General features: G+C 67.4%; 16 protein-coding genes. 7 read left to right on the forward strand and 9 right to left on the reverse strand.

Annotated features, from left to right (window positions below; translation table 11 throughout):
* Positions 1-390: 390 nt before the first annotated feature.
* The 3 genes from rpsT to mutM form a co-directional block, all read right to left on the reverse strand.
* Positions 391-651: a 30S ribosomal protein S20 gene (rpsT, locus tag ACWPMZ_RS02475; RefSeq protein ID WP_455702430.1), complete on the reverse strand. Its 261-nt coding sequence runs from the start codon at positions 649-651 to the stop codon at positions 391-393.
* A 138-nt stretch (positions 652-789) separates the two neighbouring features.
* Positions 790-990, reverse strand: a complete 201-nt coding sequence (locus ACWPMZ_RS02480; protein ID WP_455702431.1) for a hypothetical protein — start codon at positions 988-990, stop codon at positions 790-792.
* Positions 991-1,130: 140 nt separating this feature from the next.
* Entirely contained in the window at positions 1,131-1,946 is an 816-nt protein-coding gene (mutM, locus tag ACWPMZ_RS02485; RefSeq protein ID WP_455702432.1) for a bifunctional DNA-formamidopyrimidine glycosylase/DNA-(apurinic or apyrimidinic site) lyase, read from the reverse strand.
* 70 nt (positions 1,947-2,016) lie between these two features.
* Between mutM and ACWPMZ_RS02490 the strand changes: the two genes are divergently transcribed.
* The 5 genes from ACWPMZ_RS02490 to ACWPMZ_RS02510 are packed head-to-tail and all read left to right on the forward strand — an operon-like array spanning position 2,017 to position 7,487.
* Positions 2,017-2,973 (forward strand): DMT family transporter, encoded by a 957-nt coding sequence (locus tag ACWPMZ_RS02490; RefSeq protein WP_455702433.1) that lies wholly within the window; start codon positions 2,017-2,019, stop codon positions 2,971-2,973.
* Positions 2,970-3,713: a class I SAM-dependent methyltransferase gene (locus ACWPMZ_RS02495; RefSeq protein WP_455702434.1), complete on the forward strand. Its 744-nt coding sequence runs from the start codon at positions 2,970-2,972 to the stop codon at positions 3,711-3,713. The genes ACWPMZ_RS02490 and ACWPMZ_RS02495 overlap by 4 nt, the downstream gene beginning before the upstream one ends.
* A 1-nt stretch (position 3,714) precedes the next feature.
* On the forward strand, positions 3,715-5,271 hold the full coding sequence (gene ubiB / locus ACWPMZ_RS02500) for a 2-polyprenylphenol 6-hydroxylase (RefSeq protein WP_455702435.1): 1,557 nt from the start codon (positions 3,715-3,717) through the stop codon (positions 5,269-5,271).
* On the forward strand, positions 5,272-6,357 hold the full coding sequence (locus ACWPMZ_RS02505; protein ID WP_455702436.1) for a hypothetical protein: 1,086 nt from the start codon (positions 5,272-5,274) through the stop codon (positions 6,355-6,357).
* Positions 6,354-7,487 (forward strand): hypothetical protein, encoded by a 1,134-nt coding sequence (locus tag ACWPMZ_RS02510; protein WP_455702437.1) that lies wholly within the window; start codon positions 6,354-6,356, stop codon positions 7,485-7,487. The genes ACWPMZ_RS02505 and ACWPMZ_RS02510 overlap by 4 nt, the downstream gene beginning before the upstream one ends.
* On the opposite strand, the gene ACWPMZ_RS02515 is transcribed toward ACWPMZ_RS02510, so the two are convergent.
* Entirely contained in the window at positions 7,432-7,833 is a 402-nt protein-coding gene (locus ACWPMZ_RS02515; RefSeq protein ID WP_455702438.1) for a hypothetical protein, read from the reverse strand. The genes ACWPMZ_RS02510 and ACWPMZ_RS02515 overlap by 56 nt on opposite strands.
* A gap of 158 nt (positions 7,834-7,991) precedes the next feature.
* Between ACWPMZ_RS02515 and ACWPMZ_RS02520 the strand changes: the two genes are divergently transcribed.
* Together ACWPMZ_RS02520 and dut are read left to right on the forward strand one after the other, a co-directional pair.
* Positions 7,992-9,599, forward strand: a complete 1,608-nt coding sequence (locus ACWPMZ_RS02520) for a bifunctional phosphopantothenoylcysteine decarboxylase/phosphopantothenate synthase (RefSeq protein WP_455704153.1) — start codon at positions 7,992-7,994, stop codon at positions 9,597-9,599.
* Complete coding sequence (gene dut, locus ACWPMZ_RS02525; protein WP_455702439.1) at positions 9,586-10,056, forward strand: dUTP diphosphatase; 471 nt, start codon at positions 9,586-9,588, stop codon at positions 10,054-10,056. The genes ACWPMZ_RS02520 and dut overlap by 14 nt, the downstream gene beginning before the upstream one ends.
* 15 nt (positions 10,057-10,071) lie before the next feature.
* Here the strand turns inward: dut and ACWPMZ_RS02530 are convergent, their stop codons facing one another.
* From ACWPMZ_RS02530 to secB, 5 genes are all read right to left on the reverse strand, one after another.
* Entirely contained in the window at positions 10,072-11,007 is a 936-nt protein-coding gene (locus ACWPMZ_RS02530) for an alpha/beta hydrolase (RefSeq protein WP_455702440.1), read from the reverse strand.
* 102 nt (positions 11,008-11,109) lie between these two features.
* Positions 11,110-11,835 carry a DUF4136 domain-containing protein gene (locus ACWPMZ_RS02535; RefSeq protein WP_455702441.1) on the reverse strand — a complete coding sequence of 242 codons (726 nt, stop codon included), beginning with the start codon at positions 11,833-11,835 and terminating at the stop codon, positions 11,110-11,112.
* A 139-nt stretch (positions 11,836-11,974) separates the two neighbouring features.
* Positions 11,975-13,039: a tryptophan--tRNA ligase gene (trpS, locus tag ACWPMZ_RS02540; protein ID WP_455702442.1), complete on the reverse strand. Its 1,065-nt coding sequence runs from the start codon at positions 13,037-13,039 to the stop codon at positions 11,975-11,977.
* A 178-nt stretch (positions 13,040-13,217) separates the two neighbouring features.
* Positions 13,218-14,834, reverse strand: a complete 1,617-nt coding sequence (gene murJ, locus ACWPMZ_RS02545; protein ID WP_455702443.1) for a murein biosynthesis integral membrane protein MurJ — start codon at positions 14,832-14,834, stop codon at positions 13,218-13,220.
* 35 nt (positions 14,835-14,869) lie between these two features.
* Entirely contained in the window at positions 14,870-15,424 is a 555-nt protein-coding gene (secB, locus tag ACWPMZ_RS02550) for a protein-export chaperone SecB (RefSeq protein WP_455702444.1), read from the reverse strand.
* Positions 15,425-15,626 lie beyond the last annotated feature (202 nt).

Here is a 15,626-nt window from a genome sequence, read left to right on the forward strand (position 1 = left end):
CGACGCCCCGGCAAAATCCCGCCTTCGCCAAAAACCCCATGCGGGGCGGCGCGTCGTGATCATCTTCTCGATGTAAGGTCCGAAAGCTGCAAACAGCAGTGGCCCGTGGCGCAGTCTTAAAAAGGACTCGGACGAAGTCGCAAGAGGCCAGAGCGAAATATAGAATCTTTTTGAGGCTTGACTCACCGCAAGCCCGCAGACTTCCGTCGAGCTGCCTGTATTTACTCGATTTTCACCGTGCGAGACGCGCGAATCGCGGGAATTGCTGCATTTCCATGACAGCGACGACGGCGCCACTTGCCGATGCAAAAAAGGCCGGCGTGGTAAACGCCGGCCTCGCCTGTTCGGTGTTCGATTTCCGTTCCCTCCGGACAGCCCCGGAGGCGCGAATCACATGCCGGAAACGCGCTTGGTCAGGCGGCTCATCTTGCGGGCGGCCGTGTTCTTGTGAAGCACGCCGCGGGAAACGCCGCGGGCCAGTTCCGGCTGCGCACCGGCGAGCGCCGCGACGGCAGCGTCCTTGTCGCCGCCGGCAATCGCGAGCTCGACCTTCTTGACGAACGAACGGATGCGGCTGACGCGGGCGCCGTTCACTTCGGCCCGGCGTTCATTGCGGCGGATGCGCTTCTTGGCTTGCGGCGTATTGGCCATGTCTGTCCTTACTGCGGGCCGCCGGTGAGCGGCCTGATTCGTATGCTATGGGTTGTTCAGAACGGCAGTTGCCCGCCGGAAAGCGGCGCCCTTAGCGGCACGTGTCCGAATCGTCAACTTATTCGAGCGGATCGACCCTTACAGGGTGTAAAGCAGATAGAGCAGGCCGATCATGACTGGAAGGCCGACAACCAGTGCGGTACCGATCCAGCGCAAGTTGTGCAGGATGGTGGTCCGCCGCCTCTCCTGCCGCAGCTTGGTGTCACGCTCCAGCCGCCGCCGGCGGCTGCGGATGCGCACGTCTTCTTCATCGTCGCTTTCTGCTTCGACGGGCCCCATGTCCTTCAACTCCCCACCCGGCTGCCCGCGGGCCGCGCCGGGCCCGTCGTCACTTAGGTGCCTTGGACGATCGGCTTGCGCCGATGCTCAATATTCAGTGAGGTTTGTATCTCGTTCGGGTCGCAGCGCAAGCCGTGGCGTCACCGCTGGCAGCGAGGACAGAACCACGTGCTTCGACCTCCTTGGACGATGCGCTTGATGGTGCCGCCGTCGGCGTGGTGGCAATCTCCGCCTTCGCGGTCGTAAACGTCGAAGCGCTTGGAGAAATAGCCGAGCTGCCCATCGGGGCGGGCATAGTCGCGCAGAGTTGAGCCGCCCGCCTCGATCGCCTCTTCCAGAACCGCGCGGATTGCCTCCACGAGTGCCGCGAGGCGCGGGCGGCCGATCTTGCCCGCAGCCTTGCGGGGATCGATCCGGGCGCGCCACAGGGCCTCGCACACGTAGATGTTGCCCAGGCCGGCGACGATGCGCTGGTCGAGCAGCATGAGCTTGATGGCCTGCTTGCGTCCGGAAAGCGCGGTCTTGAGATGAGCGGCCGTCAACCCGGGGCCGAGCGGTTCGGGACCCATGGCGGCGAACGCCGGCCAGTCATCGAGGTGATCGGTTCGCACCAGATCGACGAAACCGAAGCGCCGCGGATCGCACAGGGCGAAGCGATGGTCGGCCGTGGTCAGCACCAGATGGTCGTGCTTGCCGATGGCCTCGGGATCGATCCGCCAGCGGCCGCTCATCCCCAGGTGGAAGATCATCGTGGAATCGCGGTCGGTGTGAATCAGCCCGTACTTGGCCCGGCGCCCCAGCCCGGTTACGCGCGCACCGCTCAGCGCCTGGACCAGACCCTCGGGGAAGGGGAACCGCATGTCCGGCCGGTTTAAGGCGACCTTGTCGAGCCTAGCCCCGTCCAGGTACCGTGCGAGGCCGCGAACGGTGGTTTCGACTTCCGGCAGCTCGGGCATCGGCGGGCGATAGCCGGGCCGGGGCAATCTGTCATCGCCAAGTAGAATGGCGCTCGCTAGGGGCCGTGCGATGTCCGCCGACCGCCGCCAGCTCGTCGCCTTCGCCCTGCTCGGCTTCGTGATGATACTCTGGTCCGGCAACACGATCGTCGGCCGCGCCGTGCGCTTCGACGTGCCGCCGCTGACGCTGGCCTTCGTCCGCTGGGCCGGCGCGACCCTGATTCTCCTGCCTTTCGCCTGGCGCCCGCTGCGGGCGGACTGGCCCGCGCTGCGGAAGGGCTGGAAGGAGACGCTGCTTCTCGGCTTGCTCGGCGTGGGCCTGTTCAACTCATTGATCTACACCGGGCTGCGTTACACGACGGCAACCAACGGGCTCCTGCTGCAGGCCGGCATTCCCGCCGCCGTCGTGCTGTTCGAGCGGATGGCGTTCGGCGTGCGGTCTCCCCTGGTGCAGATCGCCGGCGTGCTGTGCGCGATCATCGGCGTCGCGGTGGTGGTCTTCGAAGGCGATCCTACGCACGCGCTGAGCCTGCGGTTCGGCTTCGGCGACCTGCTGATCCTTCTCGCGGTGCTGGTCTGGGCCCTTTACACCGTGTTCCTGCGCCTGCGCCCGGCGGTCCGTCCGGTAACCTTCGTGTTTGCGACCTTCCTGATCGGCGCGATCGTCCTCGCCCCGTTCGCGGCAAGCGAATGGCTGGCCGGCGAGCGGATCCGGCCAACCAAGCTAGCCTTCGGCGCCTTTGCCTATGTCTGCGTGTTTCCGTCGATCATCTCGTACTTCATCTTCAATTCCGCGGCGGGGATCGTCGGTCCCGCGCGGGCCGGGGTATCGATCACGCTGATGCCGGTGATCGGGGCGTTCCTCTCTGCCGCGCTGCTGGACGAGCCGCTCCATGCCTATCACTTCGCCGGCATGGCCACGATCATGCTGGGTATCGTGCTTTCGATCGTCGCCATGCGCCGGCAGGCGCGCGCCGCCGCGAACGCTGGCCTTGGCGCGGGCACGCCGCTAGAGGACGGCACATGAGCGATCCACAGAGCCATACCGTCAGCTTCGGCTACGAAGAGGTCGACCCCGAAGAAAAAACCCGCCGCGTAGGCGAAGTGTTCTCGGGCGTGGCGCGCAAGTACGACATCATGAACGATGCGATGTCGGGCGGTATGCACCGGTTGTGGAAGGACCAGTTCGTGCGGCGGGTCAAACCGCAGCCGGGCGAGGCCATTCTCGACATGGCCGGTGGCACCGGTGACATCGCCTTCAGGCTCGCGGCCAAGGGCGCGGACGTCACCGTGGCCGATATCAACCAGGCCATGCTCGATGTCGGGCTGGAGCGGGCGATGGACAAGGGCCTGACGAGCCTCGTCTGGAGCCGCCAGAACGCCGAGCGCCTGACTTATCCCGAGCGGACCTTCGATGCCTATACGATCGCCTTCGGCATCCGGAACGTCACCGACATTCCCGCTGCGCTGGCCGAGGCGCACCGTGTTCTCAAGTTCGGCGGGCGCTTCTACTGCCTCGAGTTCTCGACCACCGAGTGGCCCGGCTTCAAGGAAGCCTACGACTTCTATTCGCATCGGCTGGTGCCGCAGATCGGCAAGGCCATTGCCGGCGACGCGGAAAGTTATCGCTACCTCATCGAATCCATCCGGCGCTTCCCGCCGATGCCCGAATTCGAAGCGATGATCCGTTCGGCCGGGTTCGCCCGCACCAGGGTCGAGCCGATCATGGGCGGGCTGGTGGCCATTCATTCGGGGTGGAAGACCTAGGGTGAGCCGCCCTTCGACCCATATCTGGCGCCTCCTCAAGTGGGGCCGCACCCTTGCACGGCATGGGGCGCTGCGGGGGATCGAGAACGATCCGAACACTCCGCCCCAGGTCCAGCGCCTCGCCCGAGTGGCCCGCTTCGGTGCCATTCAGCCGAAGACGCCAGATTACGCCGCCGCATTTCAGGACATCGGTCCGGCGGCTATCAAACTGGGCCAATCGCTCGCCACCCGCCCCGATCTCGTGGGCGAGGAGGCGGTCCGCAACCTGCTGAGCCTGCAGGACAGCCTGCCGCCGGTCCCTTTCGCGGCTTTCGAGCGGGAGATCGAGCGCAGTTTCGAAGCGCCCGTCTCCAGCCTTTTCCGCCATATCGAACCCGAGGCGGTCGGCTCCGCCTCGATCGCGCAGGTCCACCGGGCGATCACCACCGACGGGACCGACGTCGCGATCAAGGTGCTGCGACCGGGCATTCGCGAGCGGCTGGCGCAGGATATCGCAACCTACGAATGGGCTGCGGCGCATCTGGAAGAGCTGGGCGGCGAGGCACGGCGGCTGCGCCCGGCGCTCACCATCGCCAACTTCAAGCGCTGGACCAATAGCGAGCTCGACCTGCGGCGCGAAGCGGCCAGCGCGTCCGAACTGGCCGAGGCCATGCGCGGGTTCGAGGGATATTGCATCCCCTCGGTCGACTGGGACCGGACGAATGGCCGGGTGATGACGATCGAGTGGATCGACGGCATCAAGATATCCGATATCGACGGTCTGCGCGCGGCCGGGCACGACATGCCCTTGCTGGCCAGAAGGCTGGTGCTGGCCTTCCTGACCCAGGCGATCAGTGCGGGATTCTTTCACGCCGACATGCACCAGGGCAACCTGTTCGTGCGCCCCGACGGGACGATCGTCGCCATCGACTTCGGCATCATGGGGCGGATCGATCGCCGTGCACGGCAGTGGCTGGCCGAGATCCTCTATGGCCTGACGACCGGCAACTATCGCCGTGTCGCCGAGATTCATTTCGAGGCGCAGTATGTGCCGGCCTATCACTCGGTGGACGAGTTCGCGACCGCCCTGCGCGCGGTGGGCGAGCCGATGCGCGGCAAGCCGGTCAGCGAACTGTCGGTGGGGCAGATGCTCGACGGGCTGTTCGCGATCACGCGCGATTTCGACATGCAGACGCAGCCGCACCTGCTTCTGCTGCAGAAGACGATGGTCATGGTCGAAGGGATCGCCACCCAGCTCGATCCGGAAATCAACATGTGGGATGTCTCGGCGCCCTTCGTCCGCAGCTGGATTCGCGACGAACTGGGGCCGGAGGCGGCGCTTGCCGACCGCCTGCGCACCGATGTCGAAACGCTGCTGCGCATTCCGGAGCTGGTCCGACGGATCGAGGACCGCTTCCCCGCGCGGGGCGGCGCGCCCGATCCTCCCCCATTGCCCCATGTCGAACTGGTGTGGGAACGGCGCCCCGGCGCCGGGGGCCGGGCCCTCGGGTTGATCGCGGCGGCCTTGACCGGAGGAGCGATCGTCTGGGCGGCGAGTCTGGCAGGCTGGCTCGGCTAGGTGAGCGACGGGGGGGCGCCACCGTGGGACCGGTTCGCCGCCTGGCCGCGGTGGGCCGCGCGCGCGGCGCTGGCCGCAATCGCCCTCCTGCTGACGCTATCGATCTCGACCGCGCTGCCCTCCGGCGCGGTGACCGAAATGGCAGTGCCCTCGACGGCTCCCCAGGCGGCTCCGGCCCAGCGCGATACCGACCTGTCGCTCTACGATCGCATCGCGGCCCGGGTCGCGTTTGGCGAGGATTACCACCGGGCCGCCGTCTCCGAACAGCGAGCGGCGAATTTCCCGGTCAGGCCCGGCCTTGCGGTCAGGCTGCCGACGATGGCCTATCTGACGGCGCTGACCGGAGGCGCGATGCTGGCGCCGCTGCTTCTCCTCGGCGCGCTGACGGCGGGGGCTTGGTACGTCCGAATGCCAGGGGAACCGGGGGGAGGGAGCCGCAGGGTCGTGGCCGTGGCCTTGCTGCTGGTGGGCGCCTCGGCGGCGCTCAATCCCGAGTATGCCGGCCTGCACGAAGTCTGGGCTGGATTGCTGATTGCATTGGCCGTGGCGCTGCATCGACCCGGGCGGTGGCACTGGGCCTGGCTGGCCGCGGCGGCCGCCCTTTCCATACGTGAGCCTGCCTTGCCCTTGGTCCTGCTGATGAGCGCCCTCGCGCTTTGGCGCCGCGACTGGATCGAGGCGATTGCCTGGGCCGTCCTGACGGCCTTGTTCGCTGCATTCCTCGCCTGGCACTTGTCGGAAGTGAACGCTCTCCTGGAACCCGGCGACAGGCCGTCCCCGTCCTGGCTCGCCCTGCGCGGCATTGAAGGGCTGACCCGCAACATCGCCGAAACCAGCCCGCTGCAGTTTCTGCCCGCCTCCCTCGCGGCGCCCCTCGCCATCCTGCCGCTGGTCGGCTGGGCGGGGTGGAAAAGCCCCCTCGGCCTGCTCGCGGGGTTGCTTTGCGCCGGCTATGGCCTGCTGTTCATGATCGCCGGGCGGGACAACAACTTCTACTGGGCCTTGCTGGTCGTTCCGGTCTGGTTCGTCGGGTACGCGTTCGTTCCGATGGCGCTGCGATCGCTGATGCGGGCGGCGCGAACATGAGCGGCGCCGGTTCGCTGTTCGGCTGGTGGGAATCGCTCGGCAGGCCCTTGCGCCGGTTGCCGCGCTGGGCGGCCGCGCTGGCGCTGCTGGCGACACTCGCGACCTGCGTATGGGCGGCAAAGGCCGAGGAAAGCTATGGCCGGGCGGCCGAGGTTGCCAACCGGCAGAAGCTGGACAAGGGCGCGCGGCGCGATTTCGACCTCTATCTCGCGATCGACCGGAGGCTGGCCGCCGGCGAGAACTATTACGCTGCCGCGCTCGACGAGCATCGCACGTCGAGATTTCCCACCACGCCGTTCGTCACCGTGCGGCCGCCGACGCTGGCGCTGAGTTCCGTCGTGCTCGGCCTGCCGGGCTTGCGAATCCTCGCCGCGATGCTGTGGGCCGTGACCGCGATCGGCATTTATATGGCGCTTGCCGGTAAGGTCCGGCGCCCGGAACAGTTCGGCGCCACGGCGACGACCCTAGCGGTCGGAGCAGTGGCGCTGATCGAGAAGGTCGGCCTGAGCCAGGAGATCATGGCCGGGCTTTTCATCTCGGCGTCGCTGGCGACTTATCGCCCCCGGCTGTGGTGGCCGTCCTTCCTGCTCGCCTGCATGGGCCTGGCCGTTCGCGAACTTGCGCTGCCCTACCTCCTCCTGTGGGGCGCACTGGCGGCCCTCCACCGCCGCTGGGCGGAGGTCTATGCGGTGTTGGCGGCTGTGGCCCTGTTCGCGATCGGCATGGCGCTCCATGCCCAGGCCGTCATTGCCCACCGGCTTCCGGGGGACATCGTCTCGAGCGGGTGGGGCGCAATCCAGGGGCCGGATTTGCCCCTGCATGGGCTCGTTCTCGTCACGATGTTCAATGCGCTGCCGGACTGGATCGGCGCGCCGCTCGTGGTGCTCACGCTGCTCGGCTGGGCCGGGCTCGGTGGGCGGCTCGGGCTGACCGCCACCCTCTGGTTCGCCGGGTTCGCCGTGATGTGCGCGCTGTTCGCCCGCATCGACAACTTCTACTGGCTGGCGCTGCTGGTCCCCGCCTTCGGTGCCGGGCTGGCACTGGCCCCGCGCGCGCTGGGCGACCTTGTCGCCGTCACTCTTGGACGGCGTGACCAACCGCGCGGTGCGGCAGAACCCGGCTCGCCATGACCGAGACGATCGTCACCGCGAGTTCGACGGTCATCGGAAGCCAGAACTGATCGTAAATACCGTCGACCACCGCGCTCAGCAGGCGCCCACAGAACGCGATGCCGAACAGGCCGGCGGGAACCAGCAGCAATTCGCCGTTCCGCTTCCAGGCGCCCCAGATCAGGCACACCGCGCTTACGAGGAAGAAGGCCGTCATGTCGGCCCGCAGGACCGCAAGGCCCATCGTGCCGGTGGGGGCCAGCCCGAAATCCATTCCCGACGTTTCCGGCGTGAAGAAGAAACCCAGCCCGATGAAGGCGAAGACGATGCCCCCGATCATGGCGAGCGCGGTCAGGATGAAACGCATGGGCAAAGTACCTCCCCCGGAATTCGGACAGTCGGTTCTTGCCCGATCGCCCGTCGCTAGGCAAAACTTAACCATCGCGAGGCAAGGCTGGCCTCGCTGCGGGGGCGTCGTTAGGGTGCCGTCGCTTGACGCGTGAAGCAGGAGGGACCGCCAAGGACATGGCCGGGCCACGGATATTGCTGGTCGTGGGCGGAGGAATCGCCGCCTACAAGAGCTGCGAGCTCGTGCGCCTGATCAAGAAGGGCGGGGGCGAGGTGACCTGCGTGCTGACCGAGGGGGGCGCGCAGTTCGTCACCCCGATGGCGCTAGGCGCCTTGAGCGGCAACCAGGTGCACTCGACCTTGTGGGACCTCAAGGACGAGACCGAGATCGGCCACATCCAGCTTTCGCGCCAGGCGGATCTCGTCGTCGTGTGCCCTGCCACCGCCGACCTGCTCGCCAAGATGGCCGCGGGCATCGCCGACGACCTCGGCACCACGCTGATCCTGGCGACCGACAAGCCGGTGCTTGCGGTGCCCGGCATGAACGTGCGGATGTGGCAGCACGAGGCGACCCGGCGCAACGTGCTCATGCTGCGCGAAGCCGGCGTGACCGTGCTGGAGCCCGACGAAGGCGAAATGGCCTGCGGCGAATACGGACCCGGCCGGCTGCCCGAGCCCGAGGCCGTCTGGCTGGAGATCGCCGATGCGCTCGGCCTCGACCCGGGCGATGCCGGCGCGCAGGACATCGCCGGCCTGATCGAAGCGCTCGAACCGGAGCCGGAACCGGAAGTGAAGCGAGGCGGCCTCGGCGGGCTGCTCTCCTCGATCATACCGCGCTCCACCCCCCGCCGCATTGCGGAGGAAGAGGTTGCCTTCGCGCAGGACTTCGATCTGCCCGAGCTTCCCGTCGAAGAACCGATCGAGGCCGAGCCCGACCTCGCGCATCCGCTGATGGCGACCAAGGGCAAGGCCAAGGCTGCCCCGCCGACCGACGCGGGAGCGATCAACCACGAGGTCGACGAGCGCCAATCCTTCCCCGAGCCCGTGGCCGCCAACGACGAGGCCGGGCCGCTGGTCGAGGAGCTCGAGAACGATCCGCTCGCCTTCCAGCCCGATTTCGACGACGGCGACCAGCACCGGCCGCTGTACGGCAAGCACGTGCTGGTGACGGCGGGACCGACGCACGAGGCGATCGATCCGGTGCGCTACATCGCCAACCGGTCGAGCGGAAAACAGGGTTTCGCCATCGCCGCCGCGGCGGCCGCGGCCGGTGCGCGGGTGACCCTGGTGAGCGGGCCGGTGCATCTTGCCACCCCGCGCGGCGTCGACCGGATCGACGTGGAGACCGCCGAGGAGATGTCCAAGGTCGTCAAGAAGGCCTTGCCGGCCGACGTGGCTGTGATGGTCGCCGCCGTGGCCGACTGGCGCACGAGGGACTACGAGCCGAACAAGATCAAGAAGCGCGGATCGGCCCCGCCGGCGCTGCTCCTGACCGAGAACCCCGACATCCTCATCAACGTAAGCGCCGACAAGAAGCGGCCCAAGCTGCTGATCGGCTTTGCCGCCGAGACCGACGACGTGCTCGCCAACGCCCGCAAGAAACGCAAGAACAAGGGTGCCGACTGGATCGTCGCCAACGACGTGTCGGACGACGTGATGGGCGGCGCGAACAACAAGGTCACGCTGGTCAGCGCCGAAAACGAAGAAAGCTGGGACCGCATGACGAAGGAAGAGGTCGCGGTGAAGCTGGTCGCTCGGATGGCGGATGAACTTGCCCGGCGCTGACGCACCGGTCGCGGTGCGCGTCAGGCGCCTTGCCCACGGCGAAGGACTGGACCTGCCGGCCTATGCCACGCCCGGGGCGGCCGGCATGGACGTGTTTGCGGCCGAGGACGTGACGCTCGCGCCCGGCGCCCGGCATCCCGTCGCGACGGGGATCGCGCTGGCCATCCCCCCGGGCTACGAAATCCAGGTTCGCCCCCGCTCCGGTCTCGCGCTCAAGCACGGGATCAGCGTGCCCAACACGCCCGGGACGATCGATTCCGACTATCGCGGCGAGCTGAAGGTCATCCTGATCAATCTCGGGACCGAGCCGTTTTCGATCCATCGCGGCGACCGGGTGGCGCAGCTTGTCCTGGCGCCGGTTGTGCAGGCGCGCTGGGAGGAAGTGACCGAACTGGACGAGACCGAGCGCGGCGCCGGAGGGTTCGGTTCTACCGGCGGGCACCCGCGCCTGGGATAGCGGCAACCGGCCCCGCTAGAGCGCGCCGATCTTGCGAAACCACTCGGCGAGCGGCCCGGCAAGCGAACGATCGACGGTGCCGAGCGCCATGCCCTCGGTGAAATGGTTATGGTCCGCCAGGCGCACGAAGCCTGGGCAACCGAGCGGGGAGTCGCACAGCCACCCGCGCGCCTGCTGGGCAAAGCGCTGCATCTCGTCGGGGTCGAACTCGGCATAACCGATGAACAGCGGGACCCCGGCCTTTCCAAGCTGGTCGACCACCGGCCGCGCCGTCTGCAGGGCGGCGTCGCTGCCGTAGTAAACGTGCGCCGCCGCGCCCTGGGCCATGCTGTCGGCGTAGTTCGGCGAAAGCACGGCTGCGCCCTTGATCGCCGCGAATTCCGGCCCGTGGACCTGCGCATGGGCGATGTAATCGGCAACGTGGTTGCCGCCGGCGCTGTGGCCCAGCAGCACGATCCGCTGCGGATCGCCGCCATAGTTGGCAATGTTGGCGCGGACCCATTGCAGGGCCAGCGACAGGTCGTTCGCTCCGGCCGGGAAAGGTGCGCCGGGAGCCAACCGGTAATCGATACTGACCCCGACCATCCCCTCGCGCACCGCCCAGGAGGGAATATTGTCGGGGTAGGGGTGCCCGCTCCGCCGCCCGCCGACGAACCCGCCGCCGTGGACGAACACCAGCACCGGGCGAGTTGCGGACGTGCCGCCGGTGCTTCCGTCGGGCTTGTAGATGTCGAGCGCCTGCGCAGGATCCTCACCGTACTTGATGGCGCGGGTAATCGTCAGGTTTTCGAACAGCGAGGCGTCGAAGCGCCCTTCCCACGGCGAGTACCCTTCGGCCGGGTTCATCGTCTGGCCGATCGCGCGGGTCTTCTCAGCGATGTCAGGTGGGACCTGAGCCTGTGCGGCGGGGGTCAGCACAAGGGCGGCCAGTGCCGCTAGGGCGAATCTCATGGGCTTCGTCATCGGCCGCCACGCTAAGGCAACCGGCCGCGCCCGCCAATGCAAAAGGCGGGCCCCGCAAGGGACCCGCCTTTCACCAATTGGACTGCAATATCAGCGGCGCACGTTGCGCTGGGCCGGCATGTTCTCGGGCGCGACCGAAATGCGCACCGTTTCGCCGGAATTGCCGGGGAAGCCGGTGAACATCGCCTCGACCAGGTTCGGCACCACGTACTGCAGGCGGTTCGAAGTCGACAGCGCCTGCGCCTTGCCTTCGAACAGACGCTGGCCGGTCGCCTGGTTGTCGATCTTCATGTCGATGCCGCTGGTGTAGACCGTGTAGCTCTCGTAGCCGCCACGATCGAAGAACGGATCGTGGAAGCCGTATCCCCAGGGGCGCGTCGGGATGTAGGCGAGGCGCGTGTTACCCTGCCGGTCGCGATAGGCCACCGGGCGGCTGTAGCTGTACCACGGGCTGAAGAACGGATCGTAGCCGAACCCGCGAGAGATGCCGGTCGAACGAACGCGCTCGCGCCCGTTGTCGACGCCGTAGTCGAACCGCACCAGCATGGTGGCGGTGTCGGGCGACGAGGCCTGGACATAGCCCAGCTCGCTGAGGTTCTGGGCGACTTCGCCGGCGTACTGCGAGAACTCGAGCCCGCCCGCCAGCGCCGGATCCTCGGCGACGACGAAGAAGGTCTGTCCGCTCGGCGCGGGAAGCTGCGTCTGGAAGCGCGAAACGTTGGCATTGAAGCCCGTCGTACAGGCCGAGACGCCCGCGAGAGCCAATGATGCGGCGGCGATCTTCAGGCCGCGCGCGGTAAAGGGAAAGAACGTCATGGTCCTGTTGCTCCGAATTTGCTGCAGCGGGGCTCCGTCGATCGGGCACGCTGTCGGCGATAGTCCGTGTTGTACGCATGACAGGGTGAACCGCGATTGAATATCGCGATTCACAAATGTGCATGATTTCAGGCGCTTTTCAGCTCCTGTTGCGCACCAGTCCAAGCGCCTCGTAGGCGGCGTCGAGCGTCGGCCCGCCCAGCGCCCGCGCCCGCGCGGCACCGCGCGCAAGGATCGCATCGAGCGATTCGCGATCGCCGCGCATGTCGATGAAGCGCTTGGAAATGGGCGTCAGGTGCTCGACGAGCAGATCGCCCAGCGCCTGCTTGAACGTCCCGAAGCCCTGGCCGCCGAATTCGCCCAGCACCGTGTCGACCGGCCGCTGCGCCATGGCGGCGTAGATCGTCACCAGGTTGAGCGCCTCGGGCCGGCCGGCCAGGCCCGCCGCTTCGGACGGCAGGGGCTCGGGATCGGTCTTGGCCTTGCGCACCTTCTTCATGATCGTGTCGGCATCGTCGCGCAGCTCGATGCGGCTCATCTCCGAAGGATCGGACTTGCTCATCTTGGCGCTGCCGTCGCGCAACGACATGATCCGCGCGGCCTCGGGCGGGATGATCGGTTCCGGCAGGGTGAAGACCGGGGCATCCTCGGTGGCGAAGTCGTTGTTGAACTTCTGCGCGATGTCGCGCGCCAGCTCGAGGTGCTGCTTCTGATCCTCGCCCACGGGCACGTGGGTCGCCTGGTAGAGCAGCACGTCGGCCGCTTGCAGCACCGGGTAAGTGAACAGCGCGATCGAGGCGCCCTCGCGGTTCTTGCCCGACTTGTCCTTGAATTGGGTCATCCGGTTCAGCCAGCCCATCCGCGCGGTACCGTTGAGCAGCCATTGCAGCTCGGCATGGGCGGGGACCTGGGCCTGGTTGAACAGGATCGTGCGTTCGGTATCGAGCCCGGCGGCGACCAGCATGGCGACGAGCTCGAGCGTCGAGGCACGAAGCTCGGCCGGATTGTGCGGCATCGAGATGGCATGGAGATCGGCGATGAAGATCAGGCACTCGCCGCCGGCCTTTTTGTCTGCGCTACCGCCTTCGGCTACTTGAGCGTGGGCGAACACGTCGTCCTGCAGCTTCACGTAGTTGCGGATGGCGCCGAGGTAGTTGCCGAGGTGGGGATTGCCGGTGGGCTGGATGCCGGAGACGACGCGCATGGCGGTGTCCTTTTCGAAAACGACTTGGGAAGACGACGGCCGTGCCGCCGGTTGGGGATCGGGCTCAGATCGCCCCAAGCCATCGCCAGGCCGCCCGGCCGCGCACCGCGAAGCGGAGCGGCGCTGAACTGTTCAGGGCGGTCAGGCGAGTCATCGCAGGCGCGATACCACAAGGGCGCTATTCGGCAAGGTCGACCGGCTGGGCCGGGCGCTTGCGCCTGAGCTGGGCGAGGAGATCCTTGTCGAGCGCGCCGACGAGGTAGGCGGTGACGAAGAACACCGCCATGCCGCCCAGCACCAGCACCGCCAGCGACCAGACGCGCTCGAACACGTTGCCCCCGAAATGCGGGGCGAGGATCGGCATGAGCCACCAGAGGAGCGCGCCCATCACCGCCGTCGCCACCAGTTGCCGCGCGATCCGTCCCGCCAGCTTGCCGGTCATGCGGAACCAGCCGCGCAGCTGCAGCAGGGTGTAGAGCGTCATCACGTTGAGGCTGGAACAGATCGCCGTGGCCGCAGCCAGCCCGACGATGCCGTAGCGCGGTACGACGTAGAAATTGAGCGCGATGTTCACCGACAGGGCGAACGCGGCGACCAGCACCGGGGTGCGGGTGTCCTCGCGGCTGAAGAAGGCCGGCTGGAACACCTTGACCAGCACGTAGGCCGGCAGGCCGCAGACCAGCGCGATCACGATGTTGGCCATGATCGCCCCGTCCGCCGGGGTCATCTTGCCGCCGACGAAGAATGCGGTGACGAAGGCCGGGGCGCAGATCGCCAGCGCGGCGGCGGCCGGCAGGGTGAGCAGCGTGCCCACCTCCACCGCGTTGCCCTGCAGCCGCTGGGCCTCCTTCGCATCGCCGGCCTGGATGTGCCGCGCCAGCATCGGCAGGATCGCGGTGCCCAGCGCGATGCCGAAGATGCCGAGCGGCATCTGGTTCAGCCGATCGGCCATCTTGAGCAGGGTCAGCGAGCCCTGCGGCAGGCTGGTGGCGAAGAACGTGTCGACCAGCTGGCTGATTTGGTAGATTCCGGCGCCGAAAGTGGCCGGCAGAATCAGCATGCCCAGCCGCCGGACTTCCGGCGTGAACTTGGGCCTGGTCACTTTGAGTCGCACGCCCGCGCGGCGCGCTTCCCACCACATATAGAGCAACTGCACCACGCCCGAGACCGCGAGCGAGATCGCCAGCGCCCAGGCGACGATCGCGTCGTCGTTACCGTCGCCCTGCCGGCCGCGCAGGTACCATCCGATTACGATCCCGGCGATCATCACCAGGTTGAGGAAGACCGGCGCGAATGCCCCCGGGCCGAACCGGCTGCGCGCGTTGAGCAGGCCCGACAGCATGGCGACCAGGCTGACAAGTGCGAGGTAAGGGAAGGTCACGCGGCTGAGCAGGACCGACAGCTCGAACTTGCCGGGCACGTCCTGGTATTCGCGCGCCAGCAGCCAGACGATGCCGGGCATGGCAATCATGCAGACGGCCGAGAAGCCCAGCAGGATCCAGACGAAGACCGACAGCACGTCGCCGGCGAAGGCGTCGGCCGCTGCCTCACCGCCGCCGTCCTCCTCGCTGCGGTGCAGGCGCCGGGTGTACATCGGCACGAAGGCAACGCTGAACGCGCCCTCGGCGAACAGGCGGCGGAAGGTGTTGGGCAGGGTGAAGGCGAGCTGCCAGGCGTCGGCCGCAAGCCCGGCGCCGAGCACGCGGGCGAGCAGCATGTCGCGAATGAAGCCGAAGACCCGGCTGACCGCGGTCAGCCCGCCGATCGTGCCGACGTTGCGGACCAGGCTGCTCATGGCCTTTTCACGGTCCGCCCCCGGTGCCGCGTGGCTTAGTTGACGTCGCCGCCTTCGCCGGATGCGGGGGCGAGGCCGAAGTCGTCACCCTGGTCGGCGGCGCGCTGCTGGATCTGCTGGTAGTAGAGCCCGGTGAAGTCGATCGGCTCGAGCATCAGCGGGGCGAACCCGGCGTTGCGCACCGCATCGGCCACGACGGCGCGGGCGAAGGGGAACAGGAAGCGCGGCGCCTCGGCATAGGTGAAGGCGTGCTTCTGCTCGTCGGGCATGTTGCGCATGCCGACGAGGCCGCAATAGGCCAGCTCGACGATGTAGGCGCTACCCTGCGGCGTCTTGGCGTTGATCGAGATCTTGAGCTCGACCTCGGTCAGCTCGTCGTTGACCAGCTGCGCGCCGATGTTGAACTGCACGTCCAGCTCGGGCTGGTCGGTCCAGCCGAAGCTTTCCGGCGCGCGCGGATTCTCGACCGACAGGTCCTTGACGTACTGCGACACGATCCCGGCCACCGGGCCGGTATCGGCGCCGTTGCCTTGGGGCTGGTTGCCCGGGTTCTGCGGGGGAATGTCGGTCAGGACGTCGCCGTCGGCCATGGGAAAGGACTTTCTGCTGGAATTGGAAATCGGCCGCGCGCCTAGCAGCCGCGCCGCTCGCCCGCAACTTATCCGATGGCGGGAAGATATCCGATGGTTCGCGCGGGAAACTGGCCATTCCGAGGTTGTTCATTTGTGTTTCGTATCTATTTCGGGCACGATTGAACCGGACCGGCGCTTGTGCGTTGATCCGGGAGTTACG

Source organism: Tsuneonella sp. HG222 (assembly GCF_053819185.1).

Coding starts and splice junctions, on each gene's coding strand:
- rpsT (WP_455702430.1), bottom strand. CDS start 651: ATGGCCAATACGCCGCAAGCCAAGAAGCGCATCCGCCGCAATGAACGC.
- ACWPMZ_RS02480 (WP_455702431.1), bottom strand. CDS start 990: ATGGGGCCCGTCGAAGCAGAAAGCGACGATGAAGAAGACGTGCGCATC.
- mutM (WP_455702432.1), bottom strand. CDS start 1,946: ATGCCCGAGCTGCCGGAAGTCGAAACCACCGTTCGCGGCCTCGCACGG.
- ACWPMZ_RS02490 (WP_455702433.1), top strand. CDS start 2,017: ATGTCCGCCGACCGCCGCCAGCTCGTCGCCTTCGCCCTGCTCGGCTTC.
- ACWPMZ_RS02495 (WP_455702434.1), top strand. CDS start 2,970: ATGAGCGATCCACAGAGCCATACCGTCAGCTTCGGCTACGAAGAGGTC.
- ACWPMZ_RS02510 (WP_455702437.1), top strand. CDS start 6,354: ATGAGCGGCGCCGGTTCGCTGTTCGGCTGGTGGGAATCGCTCGGCAGG.
- ACWPMZ_RS02515 (WP_455702438.1), bottom strand. CDS start 7,833: ATGCGTTTCATCCTGACCGCGCTCGCCATGATCGGGGGCATCGTCTTC.
- ACWPMZ_RS02520 (WP_455704153.1), top strand. CDS start 7,992: ATGGCCGGGCCACGGATATTGCTGGTCGTGGGCGGAGGAATCGCCGCC.
- ACWPMZ_RS02530 (WP_455702440.1), bottom strand. CDS start 11,007: ATGAGATTCGCCCTAGCGGCACTGGCCGCCCTTGTGCTGACCCCCGCC.
- ACWPMZ_RS02535 (WP_455702441.1), bottom strand. CDS start 11,835: ATGACGTTCTTTCCCTTTACCGCGCGCGGCCTGAAGATCGCCGCCGCA.
- trpS (WP_455702442.1), bottom strand. CDS start 13,039: ATGCGCGTCGTCTCCGGCATCCAGCCCACCGGCAATCCCCACCTCGGC.
- murJ (WP_455702443.1), bottom strand. CDS start 14,834: ATGAGCAGCCTGGTCCGCAACGTCGGCACGATCGGCGGGCTGACCGCG.
- secB (WP_455702444.1), bottom strand. CDS start 15,424: ATGGCCGACGGCGACGTCCTGACCGACATTCCCCCGCAGAACCCGGGC.